Genomic DNA, 18,015 nt, shown 5'->3' with positions numbered 1-18,015 from the left:
TCATGACTCGGGCGGGTCAGCCGGATGCCGCCGCCGTGATTTCCAGCACCATATCCATGACCAGCGCGGCAGGGTCAAGGTTGACCGCCCGGCCGTGCCGTGCCCGCGCGCCCAGTGATTGGTGCAGCGCCGCCCATTTCAGCGCCGCCGCGGGATCGGGGGCCAGGCGGGCCATCACCGCGGCTTCGCCCGGGGCGGCCTCGGGGGTGGGGGGGCCGGCAACGCCGGTCCGTGCCAGCCGCGCCAAAAACAGGTCCGACAGGCCCAGCATCAGGTCAAAACGCGCTTCATTGGCCTTTCCGGCGACGCTTTCGGCCAGTGCCAGCGCCGCGATCCTGTCCAGCTGCGGCAGGCGGGCGTAAAGCGCCACCAGCGCGGCATAGCTGCGCAACCCGTCAAGGTTGGTCAGCCGGATCGCTTCGCCGACCGATCCGCCCGACAGCGCGGCCAGCGCCGCCGGATCCTCGGCTGCTGCCCCTGCCTGGACCAGCGCGGCGGCCATGTCCTGCGGACCCAGCGTCGCCAGCCGCAATTCGCGGCAGCGCGACCGGATCGTGGGCAACAGCCGCGCCGGTTGATGCGCGATCAGCAGGAAGGTGACGCCCGCGGGCGGTTCTTCCAGCAGCTTCAGCAGCGCATTGGCGGCCTGGGTGTTCATCTCATCCGCGGCATCCACGATCACCACGCGCCGCCCGCCCTCGGCCGAGGACAGGTGCAGAAAGCTTTTCAGCTTGCGCACCTCATCAATGCGGATGTCGGCCGACAGCGCGGTTTCCTTTTCGTTCGCCCCGCGTTTCAGAAGGAAAACCCCCGGTTCCGATCCGGCATGGATGCGGCGCACGACCGGATGGTCGGGGTCGGTGTCAAGGCTGTGCGGTGCGGGGGGCGCGCCGAACAGACCATCCGAACCGGGCGCGGGCCGGGTCAGCAGAAAGCGTGCGATGCGCCAGGCCAGCGTGGCCTTGCCCACGCCGCGCGGGCCGGTCAGCATCCAGCCGTGATGCAGCCGCCCGGTGGTGAAGGCATCCAGAAAATCCGCCCCGGCACGGGCCTGACCGATCAGGCGCGCGGTGTCGCGCGGATGGGGGGCACCCTCGACCTGGGTCGGATCGGGCAGGTCCGCCGCGCTCATGCCACGGCCCGGGCGATGGCGGCGATCTCGGCGGCGACGGCCTGGGGCGCGCGGGACCCGTCGATCACCCGAAAACGGGGCGCGAATTCGCGGGCCAGGTCCAGAAAGCCCGCGCGCATCCGTTGCTGCATCGGCAGGCCGAAATCCTCAAAGCGTTCCTCGTGCCCGTTGCGCGCGCGCGCCCGGGCCAGACCCACGGCGGGGTCGATGTCGATCAGGAAGGTCAGGTCGGGGTCGCGCCCGATCATCATGTCATGCAGCCGGTCGACGGTGGCGCGCAGATCGCCGCGCGTCAGGCCCTGATACATGCGCGTGCTGTCGGCGAAGCGGTCGCAGATGACAATCTGTCCCGCCGCCAGCGCGGGGGCGATGGTCCGTTCCAGATGGTCGCGCCGGGCAGCGGTAAACAGCAGCAATTCGGTTTCCGCGGACCAGCGATCCGGGTCGCCTTCCAGGACCAGCCGGCGAATTTCCTCGGCCCCGGGGCTGCCGCCGGGTTCGCGCGTCAGCACCACGGCCCGCCCCGCATCGCGCAGCGCCTGGGCCAGCAGGCGCGCCTGGGTGGATTTGCCCGATCCGTCGATCCCCTCGAAAGTGATGAACATCGCCGCTCAGCTGCCCGCCGCGTCCAGCGCCCGCGCGCCAAGACGTTCGAACGCGGCCCTGACGCGCACCGTAAAGCCGCCCTTGGCCACATCGGTTTGCGCCACAAGCGGCACCCGGCGCGGCGCATCCAGCCCCGGCACGGTGATCACCAGTTCGCCCAAGGCCTGGCCTGCGGCCACGGGGGCCTCGATGGGGCCATTGAAGATCGCCTCGGCGGTCATCCTGTCCTGCGCCAGCGCGGGCACCAGCATGGTGACATCCTCGGCCGGGACCAGACCGACCGATTGCGCGCCACCCAGCCAGACCGGCGCCTCGGCCAGCCGCTTGCCCTTTTGCACCACGGTTTTCATCACGAACTGGCGGAAGGCCCAGTTGACGATGCCTTCGGATTCGCCGCGCCGTTGTTCCTCGGTCTCAAGGCCGGTGATGACAAATACCACCCGCCGGTCGCCCTGCACGGCCGATCCCGCAAGCCCATAGCCCGCCTCGGATGTATGGCCCGTCTTCAGCCCGTCCGCCTGCCAGTCGGTGCCGCGCATCGCCAGCAGCGGGTTGCGGTTGTTGGCATTGGCCGGCGCGCGGTCCTTGTAGTTGAAGTTCGTTTCGGCGAAAATCGAATAGTATTCCGGGAATTCGGTGATCAGCCGCACGGACAGGATGCCCAGATCCTCCATCGACATGCGCTGGCCCGGATGCGGCCAGCCCGAGGCATTGGCGAAGATCGAATTTTCCATGCCCAGCGCCCGGGCGCGTTCGGTCATCAGCCTGGCAAAGGCGTCTTCCGACCCGGCCAGCCCCTCGGCTACGACGACGCAGGCGTCATTGCCCGAATTCACCACGATGCCGTGGATCAGGTCGCGTACGGTGGGACGGTCAAGTTCGTTCAGGAACATGGTTGATCCGCCCATCTCCTTGGCGCGGGTCGAAACCGAGAAGGTCGTGTCCATCGTGACGCGCCCGTCGCGCAGCGCCTCGAACAGCATGTTCAGCGTCATCAGCTTGGACATCGAGGCCGGCGGCAGCGCCACATCGGCGTTCTTTTCCAGAAGCACCGTCTGCGTGGTCACATCATAGACCCAGGCCGCGCTGGCCTGGGTGTCGAAGGCGCGGGCGGGCAGGGCGGCCAACAGCGACAGCGCCGTGGCGGCGGCAAGGCGGGCCAGCAGGCGGGGGGCGGGGCGGCAAAGGGTCATCAGGCGGTCCGATCAGTTCGAAATGGCATAGGCATCGGCATAGCCGAGCCCCTTGATCCTGGTCAGCATCGCATTGCGATCTGCGACTGTGGCGGCGGGGCCCGCGACCACGCGCCAGAAGGTCTTGCCCTGGCTTTCCTCCTTGCGGATGGCGGCGGCAAGGCCCGCGCCGGTGATCTGCGCGGCGGCACGTTTGGCATTGGCCTCGACGCTGAAGATGCCGATCTGGGCATAGGCCTTGAACCCGGCTTCGGGGGCGGCGGCAGGCGTCGGTGGGGCGGGTGTTGGTGGGGCGGCGGGCGCGGCTTCGGCCTTGGCGATGGCCTGGCTGGCGGCGCCCGCGATCTCGGCGATGGGGCGGGCCTCGATCGCCTCGCCGCCGATCGCCGATGCCTCGGCGATCACCGGGTCCCCGACCAGCGGTTCGGGCGCGGCAACCACCTCGCGGCGCAGCGCCACCACCGACAGTTTCGTCGGCGCGCCCGCCAGCATGCCCAGTTCCGCCGCCGCATCCGATGAGACCTGAAGCCGTGGCCCGGGTTGTTCGCGTTCGCGCCGGAACAGCGCGCCCACGACCGATTTTCCATTGGTGGTGTTGCGGATCAGCACCCGTTCGGGGTCTTTCACATCGGGATACGCCACCCAGACCCCGCCCAGCGAGGGCCGGCCATCCCAAAGCCCGTCGCCTTCGGCGGCAAAGACCTTCGGTGCCTCGACATCGCGTTCCACGCCGGCAGGCGCGCTGGCCCCGGCGTCTTCGGGCGCTGCCGTGCCCCCGCCAAGGCCCGGGAAGGGCAGGGTTCCCGCCTCGCATCCCGCCAGCACTGCCCCGGCTGCCAGCACCAGTGCAAACCGCCTTATTTCCTGCCTCGACATCCTGACCCTTCCCGCACGGTTGCCCGCGCCTGTTCCTGAACCACCCGCAAGGGCATCTGCCCGTGCCTCATTGCAGCCCGCGTCTCGTTTTGCGAAAGACTAGCCGTTCCGCCCGGCCAAGAAAAGTGCGGCACCGGCCTGCCTGCGGATTTCAGCGCGCGGCGTCTTTCAGAATCGCGTGATCTGGTCTAAGCCCGCCCCGCAGGACCTGGCGCGCAGGCCGGACAGACCGCGCAATCCGGCGCGCCAGCCCCTGCACCGGAAGTGTGGCCGAGTGGTTTAAGGCTCCAGTCTTGAAAACTGGCGTGCGGGGAACCGTACCGTGGGTTCGAATCCCACCGCTTCCGCCACGCTGCTTCTAGGACCCTTTCTCTAGTGCAACCCACCCCAAAAATTTTCCCTTATATTAAAGGGTTATAGCGCCAGTATGGTGCTGGGCAAAACGCTGAAATCCCCTTGGCGACCCCACATAAGCGCTCTCTTACCCGTATTTTCTCCGGACCTGTTAACCACGCATTTTTCGCTACGGTTTCAGTAACTTGCTGAATTTGAATCAATAAAATGTCTCGCTGTTTTCGAGTCCGAGCGGAGTCGCACAAATGGCACCGGCGACTCGCGTCCAACTCTTTGAGGTGGCTGCTGCCCATTTTGCCTTTGTGGTAGCAAAAAACCGTTCCAAATCATTGACTTGAAACGGCTCTTTGTCGGTCTGCATAGAGGAGTTTCAGCCGATGTCGTAGCCCAGCTCCGCCCGCTGCTCTGCCCAAACTGGCGTCATCGGATCGAGCAGCTCCGTCATGCCCACGGACGGTGGGTTTCCGTCCAGGATCGCTTCGATGATGTCGGGCGCCAGCAAGGTGAGCCGCATGACGCGGGTCAGGTATGAGGGTGAGATCTTCTCGCGCTCTGCCAATTCCGCAATGGTTTCCATTTCGCCGTCCTCGAGGATCTGGCGCCACCGATAGGCGCGCGCGACAGCTTTGATAAGCGTATAGTCTGGGCTGCGATTGTTTGCGCCGGGCGGAAGCCGCACCTCTTTCCGACCACCGCGCTTGGCCACGCGGAAAGGAATGGTGATGGTCACGGTGTCGGGGATATCGGATTTCTTGCTCATGCGGCGACATCCTTGTTCTCAGGGCTGACCATCAGTTCTTGGGCCAATTCCGCCAGACCGTCGATGCGCAACCGGACGTGGATGTCGTTGGTGCCAATGTCGACCCGCTCGACGGCCAAAGCGATGATACGCGCCTGCTCGGCTGGGAAGAGTTCATCCCACAGCGGATCGAATTGCTGCAGTGCCATGCGCGCCTCATTGAGGGTGATGTCGCGACACCGGCCTTTCGCAGCATCCCACGCGCCGGCGATGATTTCTGGTTGACGAAACACCGCCCGAACCTGGTCGATGACGGCGGTTTCGATCGCTGCGGCCGGGACGCGCCCAATCGGGCAGGACCCGGCGCCGTGCTTCAGGATCGACTGGCTGACATAGTAGCGGTAGAGCTTGCCCCGCTTTTTCGTGTGGGTTGGCGAGAAGGCCGCCCCGTCGGGGCCATAGATCAACCCCTTGAGCATCGCGGGCGTTTCGGCGCGCGTATTGGCCGCCCGCTTGCGGGGGCTCTCCTGCAGGATCGTATGCACCTTGTCCCAGATAGCGCAGTCCAGGATTGGTTCGTGTTCCCCGGGATAACTGTCGCCCTTGTGGACCGCCTCGCCGATATAGGCGCGGTTGTTCAGCACCCGGTAGAGGTACTTCTTGTCCATCCGGTTCCCATTGGGGGTCAGGAGGCCGCGCTGATCGATCTGGCGCGCCAGTTCCGTCGCTGACCCGATTTCGACAAAGCGGGAGAAAATCCATCGCACATGCTCGGCGCGCTCGGGGTCGATGACCAGCTTGCGATTTTCGACGCGGTAGCCGTAGGGCGGCACACCGCCCATCCAGATGCCCTTCTTGCGTGATGCGGCGACCTTGTCGCGGATGCGCTCAGCCGTCACTTCGCGTTCGAATTGCGCGAAGCTGAGCAGGATGTTCAGCGTCAGCCGCCCCATCGAGGTCGTGGTATTGAACTGCTGGGTGACGGACACGAAGGTGACGCCCGTGCGATCGAAGACCTCAACCAGCTTGGCGAAGTCAGCCAGCGAGCGGCTGAGGCGGTCTATCTTGTAGACCACGACCACGTCGACCAAGCCGTCCTCAATGTCTTGCATCAGCGCCTTGAGGCCCGGCCGCTCCAGGGTGCCGCCGGACACACCGCCGTCATTGTATTGGTCGCGGAGCACCACCCAGCCTTCGGAGCGCTGGCTGGCAATGTAGGCCTCGCAGGCTTCACGTTGCGCATGCAGGCTGTTGAACTCCTGATCGAGCCCTTCCTCGCTGGATTTGCGGGTGTAGATAGCGCAGCGCAGTTTGCGCAGGATCGGTTGGGTCATGTCCGCGCCCGATAGTTTTTCAGGCCAAAGAAAGTCCAGCCATTCCAGCGCGTGCCGGTGACGGCGCGGGCGATGGCGGACAGCGACTTGTAAGGGCGACCCTGCCATTCGTAGCCATCGACTGTCACAGTGACGACATGCTCGACGCCTTGCCATTCACGGAGCAGCCTTGTGCCCGCGATCGGCTTGATATCGGCGCGGATGCGGCTTTTCAGGCGATCCCCGCCGTCGAGGTCTTCACCCAGCCGTGCCAGCCTTTTGAGGGTCTCGGGTTTCAGGCCGCCATAGGCCAACTCCTGGATGCGATAGGCCAGTCGGCTTTCCAGGTATCGGCGGTTGAACGGCGGCGGCATAGTGCCGAACAACTCGGCCCATTGCTTTCGCAGTGCCGGCGTCGGCGTGGTTTTCAACGCGGCGATGCGCGCGGGGATTTGATCATGTTTTGTCATGCAGTCCTCCTGTGAATCGGGGTTGCATGAACGCTCTGGTTGGCTGGATAGTGTAGGGAACTTTCTCCAATTCCGTCAGATAGTTGCGCCACGTCCCTCTGGCGCAGGCGGATCAGGCCAAGCGCCAGCAGGCGACACAGTTCAGCCCGCCGCTCCTGGGCTGTCATTCGGTCGGGGTGCAAGGCATTGGGGCGCTTCATGCGGGCCTCTGTGCGCTTCAGTGGCGCTGTTTCGCAGATTCCCGAACAACGATTTTCTGTAGCCGCGCGGCGATGGCATCGCGGTCTTTCGCTTGCCAGCGCCGCCGGTACATGTCTTGTTCGAGAATATCTTCGGCATCTTTCTCAAGACGCTTTTCCAGGCGCGGGTCGTCCATGCGGCTCATGGCATAAGTTCCAGATTGACGTCATCTTTGAGCCGGTGCTGGACATGGCCATCCTCAGTCAGCGTGATCATGATCAGGCCTGTTGGGAAGTTCGCGCCAAAGCGACACGACGGCTGCGATCTCTTCGTCGTCAGAGCTTTCTGCCGCGCAACACCATTCCAGCACACGGCCGATCGTGTCGGGCAGCGCATCAGGGGTCCGGGCATGGATTTTCCCGATGACATTGGCAATCTCATCTTCAGGCCAGTCGATCCCGATCTCGCGACACCATCCGACGATATCGCGCCACAAGTCAGGCGCGTCACGACGAAGGCTCTGGGTCATGTTTTTCTCCTGTCACAGTTAATACTCCCGCTGCGTGACGGCGGTGCTTCGGACCTCTGGCCGCCCGCATCGCTTCGAAGAAGGGCGCTGGCGGCAAGGATTTTTTCGATCTCCGGCCAATGGTCACTGGCTTCAATCCAAGGGGCGAGGTGGTCGCGCACATAGGCCATCGCATCTTCCATAAAGACGCTGAACTCATCGCCCCCCATGGCAACGAAGCTGATCGAGACCGGTCGCGCCACGACCGCCAAGGTCCCGTCTGGAACATTGTGCCGGGCGCGCTCGAGGCGCGTCATGGGCCGGTTGCGTGTGCGCCCTGTGGCCACCAGAAGGTCATCCTTGACGTTTTCGGCGGTCCAGGTGGCGCTGGTCGGCCCATCATTCAACGCGTCCGCCACATACGTGACAAAGGCCCAGAACAGGCGATGCTGTTTACCGTTGCGGGGCTGGGTCGGCTCGATCTTGTAAAGCGCCCCACGCCTGAGCCTCTCAACGGCGAGCTGGCCTGCCTTGCAGGCGGGAATAAGCACTGAGCCTTCGCGGCGGACGAAGAAGGGGAATGCCATCAGACCCGCTCCGCCTTGTTCGCGCGCCATTCAAACATGGGGGCCGTGGGGAAACCGAGCCGACCGTCCGCCATGACCTCGACCAGGGCAAGAGGCAGCCAGCACGCGGCGGCGGTGTCGCCGGTATGATGGACTAGTCCGGCGCGCTTGGCGCGGGCGCGGATTTTACCATCGAGAAGGGCGATCGCGCGGCTCACAGGCGTCCCTCCATGATGAAGGGGATTTCGTCGTCGTCGAGCCCCCCGCCCGCCCGGCCACCGGCGCCATAACCGGATTTTCGCGACGCGCGACCGTCGGGGCCATTGCCATCGCCTTGGTTGTCGGCGCTACGCATTCGTCCGCCATGATCATCGCCCGCCTGGCTATCGAGGAGCACGAGGTCCCCGCGATAGGGCCGGAGGGCAATTTCGGTCGTGTAGCGATCCTGTCCGCTTTGGTCCTGCCACTTACGGGTTTCCAGCTGACCCTCGATGAAGACCTTCGATCCTTTCCGCAGATACTGCTCCGCGACCCGGATCAGCCCCTCGGTATGGAGGGTGACCTTGTGCCATTCGACGCGTTCGCGCCGTTCACCGCTGGTACGGTCTTTCCATGTTTCAGATGTGGCGATGCTCAGGTTGCAGACCTGGCCGCCATTGGCGAAGCTGCGGACTTCCGGGTCGCGCCCCAAATGGCCGAGAAGGATGACTTTATTGATACTGCCTGACATTATTCCGTCCCTCTGGGCGCCGCAGGGCGGCGGATGATTTCGATGGCCCGCGCACGGCCCGGCAGCCGGCGGATATAGCCTCGCTCGTCAAGCTGGCGCAGGATGTGATGGACCCCGGACTTCGAGCTCATGTTCAGGGCCCGGGCGATCTCTTCGTAGGACGGGGCAAAGCCACGTCCATCGAGATGCTCGGTCAGAAAGCTCAGGGCCTCGCTTTGACGCTGGGTCAGCATGTCAGGCCCTCCCGGGATGGATTTTGCAGCTGGCCTATATCGACCTTTTCCGGGGCGATGTACTTCCGGGCCTCCGGGTCAAAATCGAAGCCGAGTTCATTGGCCCGATCCACAACCTGCCTGGCGATCGCCTTGCCTGCCTTCTTGGCTCGACCAAGAAGCGCGTTGATCCCCTCGGCCGAGTCGATCTGGGGCAGCTTTCTCGCGAACCAATCCGCCTCCGCCTTCCGCGCGATCTGCTCCTCGGACAGGGTGTTCAACTCTGCCTTGATGCGCGCGATAATCGCGGCGAGGCAGGTCGTGAAGGCGTGGTTTGTGGCCTCGGGTATGGCGATCTGGACGATCCCGGCAGGGTCTTTGCCAAAGGCCGTTTCCGTGGGCGAGAACATCAGATGGCGCTCTTTGTTGAATACCGAGATGCGCGCGATCACGTCGCTGTCCGTCAGAACCAGATCTTTCGATCCGCCCTGGATTTTCAGGCGCTCCTTGATCGTGTCCCCATCCATTTTCTCGTCCATATGCGACAGCAGCACCACGTCTTTGCCAAACCCTCGCAGCAGCTTCAGGAAAGCCGAGAACCGCACCCCGAGCTGGCCCCATCCCTGCTGGTTGAGCGCGCCGCCGTAGGAGAGGCGGGCATTGTTCGCGATGATGTCCGCGCCGAGCGCGTCCAGCGCTTTGCCCACCGTATCGATCACAATCGTGTCGTAGCCTTCGAGATCTGCCGCGCGGATATTGGCAACATCCGCCCAGGCCTCGACCTGCACGACATCTTTGCGCGCCACGGCACGATAGGCGCCCTTGTCAAAATCCAAGAGCAGCGGGCGGGCGGCCGTGAAGGCCAGGCTGGTCTTGCCAAGGCCGGGCTGGGAATAGACCGTGAGACAGAGGTTCTTCACCTCGATCGGCTCATCGGCTGTTGTGATTTTCAATGCCATCACGCCACCCGCACGCTCACGCTGTCCGCTCCGCGCACCAGGGCGGCGCCGGGCACGATCTCGCCCGCCTGCAGCTGTGCCTTGATTGCCACCTTGTCCGGCGTCACCACGGTCTTGCACAGCTGCGATGGGACCGCGGTCTCATCGGTGATTTCGACCGACAGCGCGCCCGTGCGCCGCGATACTGTCGCCATCGGGCGCACCAATTTCCGCTCGCCCGTGGCCTCTAGGATCAGCAAAAGCGCCTTGTCCGCCGCCTGTTCGCGCGCCTCCATCCGCTTGCGACGAAGTGACAGGGCGTCGTTTTCGGATTTGATCGCTTGCGCAAGTGCACGTGCTTCCATGCGATCGCGGAGCAGGTGGTCAATCACATCGGCGATATCGGTTTCGCCATCGAGCGTGTCCCAAAAGGTCTCTGGGTCAAACTCTTCGCCCAGCATGTCGCGCAGCTGGGCGCTGATCTGTTCAATCAAATGCGTGTTGATCCGCATGGTTCCTCCAAAGATGCGTGACGGCTGGTTGGCGACAATGGTCCTACTGGCCTCAGTCCAGGCCGAGGCCATGGCCGATCAGCAAGAAGAGATAGCCCGTCGCGAAGATCGACGCCGCGCCGAGGAGGTCGCACAATGCCGCAGCGACCTCGCGCCAATTGACCTGCGGGCGGCTTGTCTTGTCCCTGTTCTCATTTGAGACGAATGCGACCATGTGTTCCCCCTATGTTCCGAGTAAGTGATCGCAAAAGGAGAGCGATCAGTCAATCGTTAAATGCGCACGAAAGCGCACGCCGCTGCGAACACGCAGGGCGAATCGATCTGCAGGTCGGATTTATCGCGGGGTGGCGCGGGGTTGCGCGCGGCTGGTCAGATTTTCCCGGCGGCCCAAATCACCCGGCCGATGACCTCGATTTCGGACAGTGACCGCTCGACGCTTGGATAAACGGAACGATTGTCGGAGATGATGGTGACGCGGCCCGCCTGCGACGCGCGCCCGATTCTCTTGACCAACAGCGCATCGCCATTGTCGCGGATCACGAAGATACCGTCATAGCTCAGATCGCGCTTGGAGACGTCTACCATGACGATGTCGTCATCGCTCAGGGTCGGGAGCATACTGTCGCCCTTGACGGAAATGATCCTGAGATTTCTGGGGGATGTTGTGGTCAGATGCGTAAGGTAACCAGGGGGGAAGGCCAGTTTGCCAACGGCGTCTTCGTAAGCGACAACCGCCCCATTGCCCGCGGAGGCCTCAACGCTGAAGATGGGCACAAGGTCGTCGCCGGTCTCATCGTCGTAGCTTCCCGGAGGCATGCCAGCGAGTTCCATGATCTCTGCGCGTGCGATGCCGCGTTCGGCCAGCGCATCTGCGAAAGCCTCCGCCTCACGCATCGGCAGGATGTCATCCTTGAAGCGATCCGGGCTTTCATAGTGCAAATAGCCTGAGGGGGATTTCCCGACCCTCTTGGCCATAGCCCGGATCGACAGGCCGGAGCGCTCCCGGATGGCCTTGAGGCGTTCTGCTGTGGTTTTTTTCTGTTCCATTCTGTCCTTATTACAAGTCTGTCCGCAAAAGTCCGTGCGCTTTAAGCAAACATAATGATTGACAGGGTGTCCGCTCATGGCGGATAAATGCGGTCATGAACCACGCTGGCTCCCCTGTCCAGTCCAGGAGCCGCATGTATCAGCCGCCGAACCTCGTTTGCGCGCGGCTTTCCTGCGGTCGGACGAGCCTGATGCAGACGACGAACGCGGGTATCGCACAGAAGGATGGGGAACGTATCGTGAACGGGATCGTGCAATGAACCAACTTGGACATAATGAACGCTCCTATCGCCTGGATAGGCTCGTGGCAGATGCGCGGCGCGGGCTGGAAAACGTCGAGAAGGGCGAGGAATTCACCATTGGGGGCTGGCTTGCTTATGGCCATGCGCTGAACGAGGGGCGGGCGCTCTTTCCCGGGGATCGGGAGTTCGGCGAATGGGTTCAGGCAAATGCGCTCCGACAAGTTGTCGGTGCGGATGGATCCTTGCGCGATATTCATGACCCCGAGCGTGCTGCGGCCATGTGGGCGGCCGCCAATGCCGACCAATTCGAGCAGGCCCGCCAGCGCGGCAACCCGCGGACGATCCGTGGCATTCACGCCAAATGGAAAGAGATCGAAGCCGAGCGGGAAGCTGCGCTGTTCGAGCAAGAGCGTCAGACGCGGCAAGAGGCGGAACGGAAAGCCCCAGTTGCAGCCGTCGAGCCTGCCCGCATCTCAGCGGAGGCGGAACGTACAGCGGAGATCGGGGCGCGACGCGATCTAAAAACCACTCCCGACGCGGAAGCGCTGCACGCGGTGGTGGCCCGCGCCGAGGCGGCCGAACAGGCATCGGTGATCGACGCGGCAAGGGCATCCGGCCCTTATGCCGAGGCCCGCAAGAAGTTGACCGGGCTGACCCGGGAGGGGCTGGAAGATGAAGTGCTGGGTCTGCGTGACGCGCTGGCAGAGGAACAGGTCCGCCGCAGGCAAGCTGAGGCGGAACGCGATGCGTGGCAGGCAAAGTTCCATCAGGCTACGTCTGACAGTGATCTGGGTCGGTCCCTGGGCTTGGCGTTGCGTCAGCGTGATACCGCGAAGGGCCGTCTTGGCGAGGAAATGGCCAAGAATGCGCGACTGGGGCGCCGAATCCAAAGTCTCGAGGCCGAACTTGCCAAACTGCAGCGCTCCCTTGAGATGCAGGAGATCCCGCTCTGATGACGCCGATCCTCGACCGCATACGCGCCCATGGCGGCGATGTTATCCGCGATCAATGGCGGATCAGGGTGCGGCGCGGTCGGCTGCCGGAGGCTGCGATCGCCTGGTTGCGCCAGCCGCGCATTCAAACAGCGCTGCTTCTGGAAGTCTGGCCTGAGGCGGATGCCTTCGAGGAGCGCGCGGCGATCCGTGAATACTGCGGCGGTCAAGACCGCGCAACGGCAGAGCGCGCGGCCTACGAGGAGGTGATGGTATGCTGAGTTTCCACCCCCCGAAGGCGATCCAGCTGCGTGATTATCAGGCTGCCGCGATTATGGCCCTGCGCGCGGGCATTCGTGCAGGCAAGAAACGTCAGCTTCTGGTGGCTGGTACCGGGGCCGGGAAGACCCTGACGGCGGCGCATATTCTGCATGAAGCGGCCCAGAAAGGCAGCTATACGCTCTTCATCGTCGATCGAGTGGCCCTGGTGGACCAGACATCGGCGGTGTTCGAGGCCTACGGCATCCCGCATGGCGTGGTGCAGGGCAGCCATCCTCGCTGGTCACCTCGGGAAAATGTACAGCTGTGCAGCGCCCAGACCCTGGCACGCCGCATTTTGCCGCGCGACCCCGATCTGATCATCGTTGATGAGGCGCATTGCCAATACAAGTCGACCTTGGATTACATGGCGATGAACGCCGCGGCGGTAAAGATCGGCCTGACCGCAACCCCATTCACCAAGGGCATGGGTCATCACTGGGATGGCGTGGTCAACGTGATCCCAACGCGCGCGCTGATCGAGGGCGGGCATCTGGTCGAGCCGCTCATCTACACCGCCCGGGCGCCCGATGATGCAGAGTTGGGCCTCAACAGCTACGGGGAATTTTCTGACGCCTCCGCCACGGCAGCAGGCATCCAGATTGTCGGTGATGTCGTTTCGGAATGGGAGGCAAAGGTCGGGGCGCATTTCGGAGGGCCTGCCAAGACCATCGTGTTTTCGCCCACCGTGGAACATGGCCGCGAGCTCTGCGCAGCCTTCGCCGCGGCAGGATATAATTTCCAGCAGATCAGCTACCTCGATCGCTCGGATACTGAACGGGCCGAAAAGATCGCCGAATTCCGCAGACCCGACAGCCTGATCCACGGGCTGGTCTCCTGCGGGGTGCTGACCAAGGGCTTTGATGTGCCCGATGTGGCGGTTGGCATTTCCTGCAAGCCTTATCGCAAGAGCCTGTCGAGCCACATGCAGGAGATCGGTCGCGTGATGCGGCCGCACCCCGATCTGCCGAAAAAACTGTGGCTTTGCCATAGCGGCAATATCGAACGCTTCGCGCTGGACATGTTCGAGATCTGGGAGAATGGCGTTGGTCAACTCGACACCGCAACCACACGCGACAGTACGCCCCGAAAGCGCGATGAGCGGGTTCGCGCGCAGGTGGTCTGCCCGGAATGTGCAGGCGCGCTGCGTGGCACGACCTGCATGGTTTGTGGATGGGAGCGGCCGCCGCGGTCGCGCATCCATGCGCTTGAGGGCGAATTGCTGGAGTTCAACCGAGCCGATCACATCGCGCCGCGCGGCGGGCTGCGCGCGGATATCCTTTGCGACCCGCGCAAGGTCTGGGAGGGCGCATTGGCCTACACGATGGTACACACGCGCAAGGGCGAGCAACATGCGCGGCGTTGGGCCTACGGGATCTGGCGGGGCATCTATCCGGGCGCAAAATTGCCCTTTGGCTGGTTTGACGCGCCGGCGCCAATCCTGCCTGATCCGGCCGCCTATGCCTTGGCCGAGCGTGAGACAAAGCGGTTTCGCAAGACCCTCCGGAGGATGTCATGAGCTTGGAGGCTGCGATGCGCGATGCGTGCACCGCCGTAGGCATCCGCCCGCCGCGGCATACGGTGCCGGGGCGTTGGATCGCATCTCCGGTCGAGGGCAAAACAGCCTCGAACGGCGCAGGTCGCGTGCTGATCTTTGACGATCGTTCTGGCGGTATTGCCTGGAATTGGACAACGCAGGCGCAGCAGCGGTTCACAGCAGACGGGCTGGTCGACGCGCAAGAGGTTCGCGCCCCGCGTCGTGACCCAAAGGCAGATGCGCTTGAACGAGAACGGCAAGCGGTCGCGATCGAGGCTGCCAGACGCATGATTGCGGCCGCGCAGCCCGAGCCGCATCCTTACCTCGCCAGAAAAGGGTTCGCCGAGGAACGCGGCTTGGTGCTGGACACTCCGGGAGCATTCGTGCCCGCCGACAGATTCTTTGACGGCATGCGCTACCAGCTTGGGCAGATGGCCGGACCCTTTCTGATCATCCCGGGCCGCATCACGAAACGGGTCGTGACAGTTCAGCTGATCGACGCTGAGGGCGCCAAGGTGAACATGAAAGCCGCCCCCATGGCCGGAGCCGCCCATCGGATTGCCGCGGGGCGCGAGACCTGGGTCTGCGAGGGGATTGCGACCGCGCTCTCTGTCAGGGCTGCGCTGTGGCTCTTGGGGCGTTCCGCCACGGTTCTTTGCGCCTTTTCCGCTGCGAATGTCGCCAAGGTCGCGCTGCGTCTCGAGGACAGTATCATCGCAGCTGACCATGACAGACCGCTGGAGCAACTGCATGGGCAGGGCACGGGCGCTTTCTACGCCGCCCGGACAGGCCGGGTTTGGACGCAGCCGCCTGAACCTGGTGATTTCAACGACTGGCACATGCGCGACGGGCTTCGGGCCGTGGCACTGCATCTGCGCGAGATCAGGCCGCCGTAATTCAAGCTCCGCTCGCCGCGTCGTGCGGGCATCTTCAGGCTTCAAGCGTATCGCAGCGGCCTGAACGGCATGGGGATGGCAAGGCCCCGGTGCAGCGCCGAAAGATTGCGACATAGGCTCCCCACAGTAGCCCCCGGACGGTGACGGACGGACGCGAACGAGCCAAACGACGCCAGACGCCTTACCCACACTGGACGCGGGGGCACGACCACCCGCAGCCGCCCACGCATGGCCATCGGAGAGCGTGACGCGGTGCCGCCAGGTCCCGAATGGGAGCGAAGCCACGGTGAAGGGCGACAGCCTGACCCCGCCCGCGCCTTACAGCGCAGCCGCTCCGATGGTGTGTGTCTGCGTGTCCCGAGGTCCCAAGACCGAAAGCATCAGCACACTTCGTCCCGACGACGGGCGAAGTGTGCCCAGCGGAACCCTCAGAACCCAGCCCGAAAGACGCTGGATGCGAAAGAGAGGATCGGAACAGGATGAACGAAACAACGGGTGAAACGTCAAGCGGCGAGCGAGCCGTGAGGATGCAGCCAGGCGGTTCGGCGAGAGAGCCGCATGTAGCGCGTCGGTGCTGCCAAACGATCTGACCGGTACGCGCGTCACCGGCCGGCTTCAGACAGGTGCTCGCATCAATGGGTGGCCAGGCGCGCACGACGATCAAGGCCCATACAGATTCCGATCCGACGACGGCGGCCGGTACCGCCAAGCATCAACCGCCATCGTCTTCCAGCCCAAGCAGCCAACCAGAAAAGGAGACCATCCATGGCTGACCCGACTTTGACTGCCCCATCCGCCGGCGCAAGGCCGAAAATGCCACCGCCCGAGCGCGGCCGGACAATCCTTGCCCTGGACCTCGGCACCACCACCGGCTGGGCCATCCGTGCCTTCGACGGGCTGATCACCAGCGGTACCGTCAGCTTCAAACCCGGCCGCTTTGACGGCGGTGGCATGCGGTACCTGCGGTTCACCGACTGGTTGACCGAGATCGACCGACTCTCCGGGCCAATCGAGGCGATATTCTACGAAGAGGTTAGAGCCCATAGGGGCGTGGACGCGAGCCACGTTTATGGCGGTCTGATGGCCACGCTGACCGCGTGGGCGGAGCTGCGCGGCGTGCCCTACGCGGGCGTGCCAGTGGGCACCATCAAGCGTCATGCCACGGGTCACGGCAACGCCAACAAGCAGGCGATGAGCGATGCAGCCCGTGCCCGCGGGTTTTCGCCCGCCGACGACAACGAGGCCGATGCCATCGCGCTGCTGCTTTGGGCGATCGAGACGAAAGGAGGGCTGGCCTGATGGGCATGCGCTTCACCCCCAAGGGCTATGGCGGCAAGCGCCGCGACCCTGAGCAGGTCAAACGGGACGGCTGGCACGAGCAGGGCGTTCTGGCGGTCAGCGTGGAGGACCAGCGGCTGACCTGGCCCGAGCGGGAATTGGTCGAGCAGCTGGGCGCCAAGCTTTACGGGCCGCGGGAAAAGGGCAGGGAGGCGCGCCATGGCTGACCGCATCTGGACCACAGACGACGTGGCGGATCATTTTGAGGAAGCATTCCGCACCCTGCGCAAGCTGCCACCCGTAAAGGTGCAGGGCTATTTCAACGCCTGGCCGGCGGTCATGCGCACGCCCCGCGAAATCGCCGCAATGGAACCCGAGCCCATGCGGGTCTGGCCATCTACCAGTGCCATCACGCGGCTGGAGCAGACCTTCGACTGGGTACTCTGGATCGGCGAGGACGAACGCCGCCTGGTCTGGTGGCGTGCAGCACGCCGGCCCTGGAAGCAGATCACCTACGAATTGGGCGTCGATCGCAGCACCGCATGGCGGCAGCACAAGCTCGCGCTGACCAAGATCGCTGCACGGTTGAACGCTGGTTGACAGTGCCCGCCGGGGCGGTCTTCATAGGCAGCCCGGGCGGTGCGGCAGGGCAGTGTCCGTCGGGGGCAGAAATGTGTGTTAAAGGTATGCGTCATGGTGCGAAGAGAGTTGATTGCGAAGCTTGCGGCCGAGAACCCAAAGCTAACGCAGGCCCAGGCCGAAAAAGCCGTTGATGCCATTTGCGGGGCCATCATCCGACACCTTGAACAGGGCGGACGCGTGGAACTCCGGCGCTTGGGGAATTTCCACGTCACGCAGATTGCGGGTCGGCTTGGGCGGCACCCCAGGACGGGTGAGTATGTCCACACAGGCCCAAAGGCCGTGGCACGGTTCCGGGCAAGCCGGTTGCTGCAGCAGCGGATGAACTCCGAGTGACGTCAAAGTGTTGCAACACTTTTTCTTTCGACAGATGCAACATCGAAGCGCTATCCGAACGGTATGATGGGGAGAGTGCGTCGGCAGACCTCTCTCCCCGTTCTCGCTGGGGTGGATGCCTCGGTGGCTTCCAGGGGTCAGTCTGGAATCCAGTCAGAGTCCAGCGGGGCTGAGGAACGGTTCGATCGGCTGATTTTGCGAGGGGCAAATGCGCGCCGCTTGCCCCGATGGCAACCGTCTCCGAATGGTGTGAGAGAACGGTTTTTCGGGTGCAACCGGTAACCGGTTTTCCAAAAAAACTGTCTCTGCCCAGCGTGCTGTAATGCCTAAGCCTTTGATTTTACGGGTCCCTCCTGGCTGAAACCGTATTCGGGGGGGCGAAGCCCGGAACTTCGCTAGCGTCAGGGCGATTTTTTTGGGAGTCCACCCCGCTCGGAATCCACCCCGGATCGCCTGAAATG

26 protein-coding genes and 1 tRNA gene are annotated in these 18,015 nt (G+C 63.9%); 9 read left to right on the top strand and 18 right to left on the bottom strand.

What is annotated here, in order from left to right; genetic code table 11:
* Nucleotides 1-16 precede the first annotated feature (16 nt).
* The 4 genes from ACK8OU_RS06150 to ACK8OU_RS06135 are packed head-to-tail and all read right to left on the bottom strand — an operon-like array spanning nt 17 to nt 3,807.
* Nucleotides 17-1,132 carry a DNA polymerase III subunit delta' gene (locus ACK8OU_RS06150; protein ID WP_410302483.1) on the bottom strand — a complete coding sequence of 372 codons (1,116 nt, stop codon included), beginning with the start codon at nt 1,130-1,132 and terminating at the stop codon, nt 17-19.
* Nucleotides 1,129-1,737 carry a dTMP kinase gene (gene tmk, locus ACK8OU_RS06145; RefSeq protein ID WP_410302482.1) on the bottom strand — a complete coding sequence of 203 codons (609 nt, stop codon included), beginning with the start codon at nt 1,735-1,737 and terminating at the stop codon, nt 1,129-1,131. Before tmk ends, ACK8OU_RS06150 begins: the two co-directional genes overlap by 4 nt.
* Before the next feature lie 6 nt (nt 1,738-1,743).
* Nucleotides 1,744-2,931 carry a D-alanyl-D-alanine carboxypeptidase family protein gene (locus ACK8OU_RS06140; protein ID WP_410302481.1) on the bottom strand — a complete coding sequence of 396 codons (1,188 nt, stop codon included), beginning with the start codon at nt 2,929-2,931 and terminating at the stop codon, nt 1,744-1,746.
* Between the two features lie 12 nt (nt 2,932-2,943).
* Complete coding sequence (locus ACK8OU_RS06135; protein ID WP_410302480.1) at nt 2,944-3,807, bottom strand: SPOR domain-containing protein; 864 nt, start codon at nt 3,805-3,807, stop codon at nt 2,944-2,946.
* 260 nt (nt 3,808-4,067) lie between these two features.
* Here ACK8OU_RS06135 and ACK8OU_RS06130 point away from each other — a divergent pair.
* Nucleotides 4,068-4,157: transfer RNA gene (locus tag ACK8OU_RS06130), tRNA-Ser, on the top strand.
* Nucleotides 4,158-4,360: 203 nt separating this feature from the next.
* Here the strand turns inward: ACK8OU_RS06130 and ACK8OU_RS06125 are convergent.
* From ACK8OU_RS06125 to ACK8OU_RS06060, 14 genes are all read right to left on the bottom strand, one after another.
* The gene (locus tag ACK8OU_RS06125; RefSeq protein WP_410302479.1) at nt 4,361-4,522 is read right to left on the bottom strand and encodes a hypothetical protein; all 162 of its coding nucleotides are present in this window, start codon (nt 4,520-4,522) and stop codon (nt 4,361-4,363) included.
* A gap of 9 nt (nt 4,523-4,531) precedes the next feature.
* Nucleotides 4,532-4,921: a hypothetical protein gene (locus tag ACK8OU_RS06120; RefSeq protein WP_250044619.1), complete on the bottom strand. Its 390-nt coding sequence runs from the start codon at nt 4,919-4,921 to the stop codon at nt 4,532-4,534.
* Entirely contained in the window at nt 4,918-6,234 is a 1,317-nt protein-coding gene (locus tag ACK8OU_RS06115; RefSeq protein WP_250044617.1) for a recombinase family protein, read from the bottom strand. Before ACK8OU_RS06115 ends, ACK8OU_RS06120 begins: the two co-directional genes overlap by 4 nt.
* Entirely contained in the window at nt 6,231-6,683 is a 453-nt protein-coding gene (locus tag ACK8OU_RS06110; protein WP_250044616.1) for a DUF2924 domain-containing protein, read from the bottom strand. The genes ACK8OU_RS06115 and ACK8OU_RS06110 overlap by 4 nt, the downstream gene beginning before the upstream one ends.
* A gap of 217 nt (nt 6,684-6,900) precedes the next feature.
* The gene (locus ACK8OU_RS06105; protein WP_250044614.1) at nt 6,901-7,068 is read right to left on the bottom strand and encodes a hypothetical protein; all 168 of its coding nucleotides are present in this window, start codon (nt 7,066-7,068) and stop codon (nt 6,901-6,903) included.
* Nucleotides 7,069-7,122: 54 nt separating this feature from the next.
* Nucleotides 7,123-7,392, bottom strand: a complete 270-nt coding sequence (locus tag ACK8OU_RS06100) for a hypothetical protein (protein WP_410302478.1) — start codon at nt 7,390-7,392, stop codon at nt 7,123-7,125.
* Nucleotides 7,389-7,958 carry a hypothetical protein gene (locus ACK8OU_RS06095; protein WP_250044609.1) on the bottom strand — a complete coding sequence of 190 codons (570 nt, stop codon included), beginning with the start codon at nt 7,956-7,958 and terminating at the stop codon, nt 7,389-7,391. The genes ACK8OU_RS06100 and ACK8OU_RS06095 overlap by 4 nt, the downstream gene beginning before the upstream one ends.
* Entirely contained in the window at nt 7,958-8,155 is a 198-nt protein-coding gene (locus tag ACK8OU_RS06090; RefSeq protein WP_250044607.1) for a hypothetical protein, read from the bottom strand. Before ACK8OU_RS06090 ends, ACK8OU_RS06095 begins: the two co-directional genes overlap by 1 nt.
* Nucleotides 8,152-8,667: a single-stranded DNA-binding protein gene (gene ssb / locus ACK8OU_RS06085; RefSeq protein ID WP_410302477.1), complete on the bottom strand. Its 516-nt coding sequence runs from the start codon at nt 8,665-8,667 to the stop codon at nt 8,152-8,154. Before ssb ends, ACK8OU_RS06090 begins: the two co-directional genes overlap by 4 nt.
* Complete coding sequence (locus ACK8OU_RS06080) at nt 8,667-8,900, bottom strand: LexA family protein (protein ID WP_250044599.1); 234 nt, start codon at nt 8,898-8,900, stop codon at nt 8,667-8,669. Before ACK8OU_RS06080 ends, ssb begins: the two co-directional genes overlap by 1 nt.
* Nucleotides 8,894-9,838, bottom strand: a complete 945-nt coding sequence (locus tag ACK8OU_RS06075; RefSeq protein WP_250044597.1) for an ATP-binding protein — start codon at nt 9,836-9,838, stop codon at nt 8,894-8,896. The genes ACK8OU_RS06080 and ACK8OU_RS06075 overlap by 7 nt, the downstream gene beginning before the upstream one ends.
* Entirely contained in the window at nt 9,838-10,329 is a 492-nt protein-coding gene (locus tag ACK8OU_RS06070) for a siphovirus Gp157 family protein (RefSeq protein WP_410302476.1), read from the bottom strand. Before ACK8OU_RS06070 ends, ACK8OU_RS06075 begins: the two co-directional genes overlap by 1 nt.
* Nucleotides 10,330-10,381: 52 nt before the next feature.
* Nucleotides 10,382-10,543 carry a hypothetical protein gene (locus tag ACK8OU_RS06065; RefSeq protein ID WP_250044593.1) on the bottom strand — a complete coding sequence of 54 codons (162 nt, stop codon included), beginning with the start codon at nt 10,541-10,543 and terminating at the stop codon, nt 10,382-10,384.
* A 155-nt stretch (nt 10,544-10,698) separates the two neighbouring features.
* Entirely contained in the window at nt 10,699-11,376 is a 678-nt protein-coding gene (locus ACK8OU_RS06060) for a S24 family peptidase (RefSeq protein WP_250044591.1), read from the bottom strand.
* A 256-nt stretch (nt 11,377-11,632) separates the two neighbouring features.
* Here ACK8OU_RS06060 and ACK8OU_RS06055 point away from each other — a divergent pair, with 256 nt between their 5' ends.
* The 8 genes from ACK8OU_RS06055 (at nt 11,633) to ACK8OU_RS06020 (ending at nt 17,554) form a co-directional block, all read left to right on the top strand.
* Nucleotides 11,633-12,571: a hypothetical protein gene (locus ACK8OU_RS06055; RefSeq protein ID WP_410302475.1), complete on the top strand. Its 939-nt coding sequence runs from the start codon at nt 11,633-11,635 to the stop codon at nt 12,569-12,571.
* Nucleotides 12,571-12,831: a hypothetical protein gene (locus ACK8OU_RS06050; RefSeq protein ID WP_250044587.1), complete on the top strand. Its 261-nt coding sequence runs from the start codon at nt 12,571-12,573 to the stop codon at nt 12,829-12,831. The genes ACK8OU_RS06055 and ACK8OU_RS06050 overlap by 1 nt, the downstream gene beginning before the upstream one ends.
* The gene (locus ACK8OU_RS06045) at nt 12,825-14,387 is read left to right on the top strand and encodes a DEAD/DEAH box helicase (protein ID WP_410302474.1); all 1,563 of its coding nucleotides are present in this window, start codon (nt 12,825-12,827) and stop codon (nt 14,385-14,387) included. Before ACK8OU_RS06050 ends, ACK8OU_RS06045 begins: the two co-directional genes overlap by 7 nt.
* Nucleotides 14,384-15,301: a toprim domain-containing protein gene (locus tag ACK8OU_RS06040; protein ID WP_410302473.1), complete on the top strand. Its 918-nt coding sequence runs from the start codon at nt 14,384-14,386 to the stop codon at nt 15,299-15,301. Before ACK8OU_RS06045 ends, ACK8OU_RS06040 begins: the two co-directional genes overlap by 4 nt.
* 765 nt (nt 15,302-16,066) lie before the next feature.
* A complete protein-coding gene (locus tag ACK8OU_RS06035; RefSeq protein ID WP_250044581.1) occupies nt 16,067-16,600 on the top strand; it encodes a crossover junction endodeoxyribonuclease RuvC in 534 nt (177 codons plus the stop codon).
* Entirely contained in the window at nt 16,600-16,806 is a 207-nt protein-coding gene (locus ACK8OU_RS06030; protein ID WP_410302472.1) for a hypothetical protein, read from the top strand. Before ACK8OU_RS06035 ends, ACK8OU_RS06030 begins: the two co-directional genes overlap by 1 nt.
* Entirely contained in the window at nt 16,799-17,179 is a 381-nt protein-coding gene (locus ACK8OU_RS06025) for a DUF6362 family protein (protein WP_250044579.1), read from the top strand. The genes ACK8OU_RS06030 and ACK8OU_RS06025 overlap by 8 nt, the downstream gene beginning before the upstream one ends.
* Before the next feature lie 93 nt (nt 17,180-17,272).
* On the top strand, nt 17,273-17,554 hold the full coding sequence (locus ACK8OU_RS06020) for an HU family DNA-binding protein (RefSeq protein WP_410302471.1): 282 nt from the start codon (nt 17,273-17,275) through the stop codon (nt 17,552-17,554).
* Nucleotides 17,555-18,015 lie beyond the last annotated feature (461 nt).

The sequence above is a fragment of the Pontitalea aquivivens genome (genome assembly GCF_046507575.1).
GTDB classification, from domain to species: Bacteria; Pseudomonadota; Alphaproteobacteria; order Rhodobacterales; family Rhodobacteraceae; genus Pontitalea; species Pontitalea aquivivens.
Note: the sequence above shows the minus strand (reverse complement) of the source record. Positions and strands in the feature narration are given on the sequence as shown.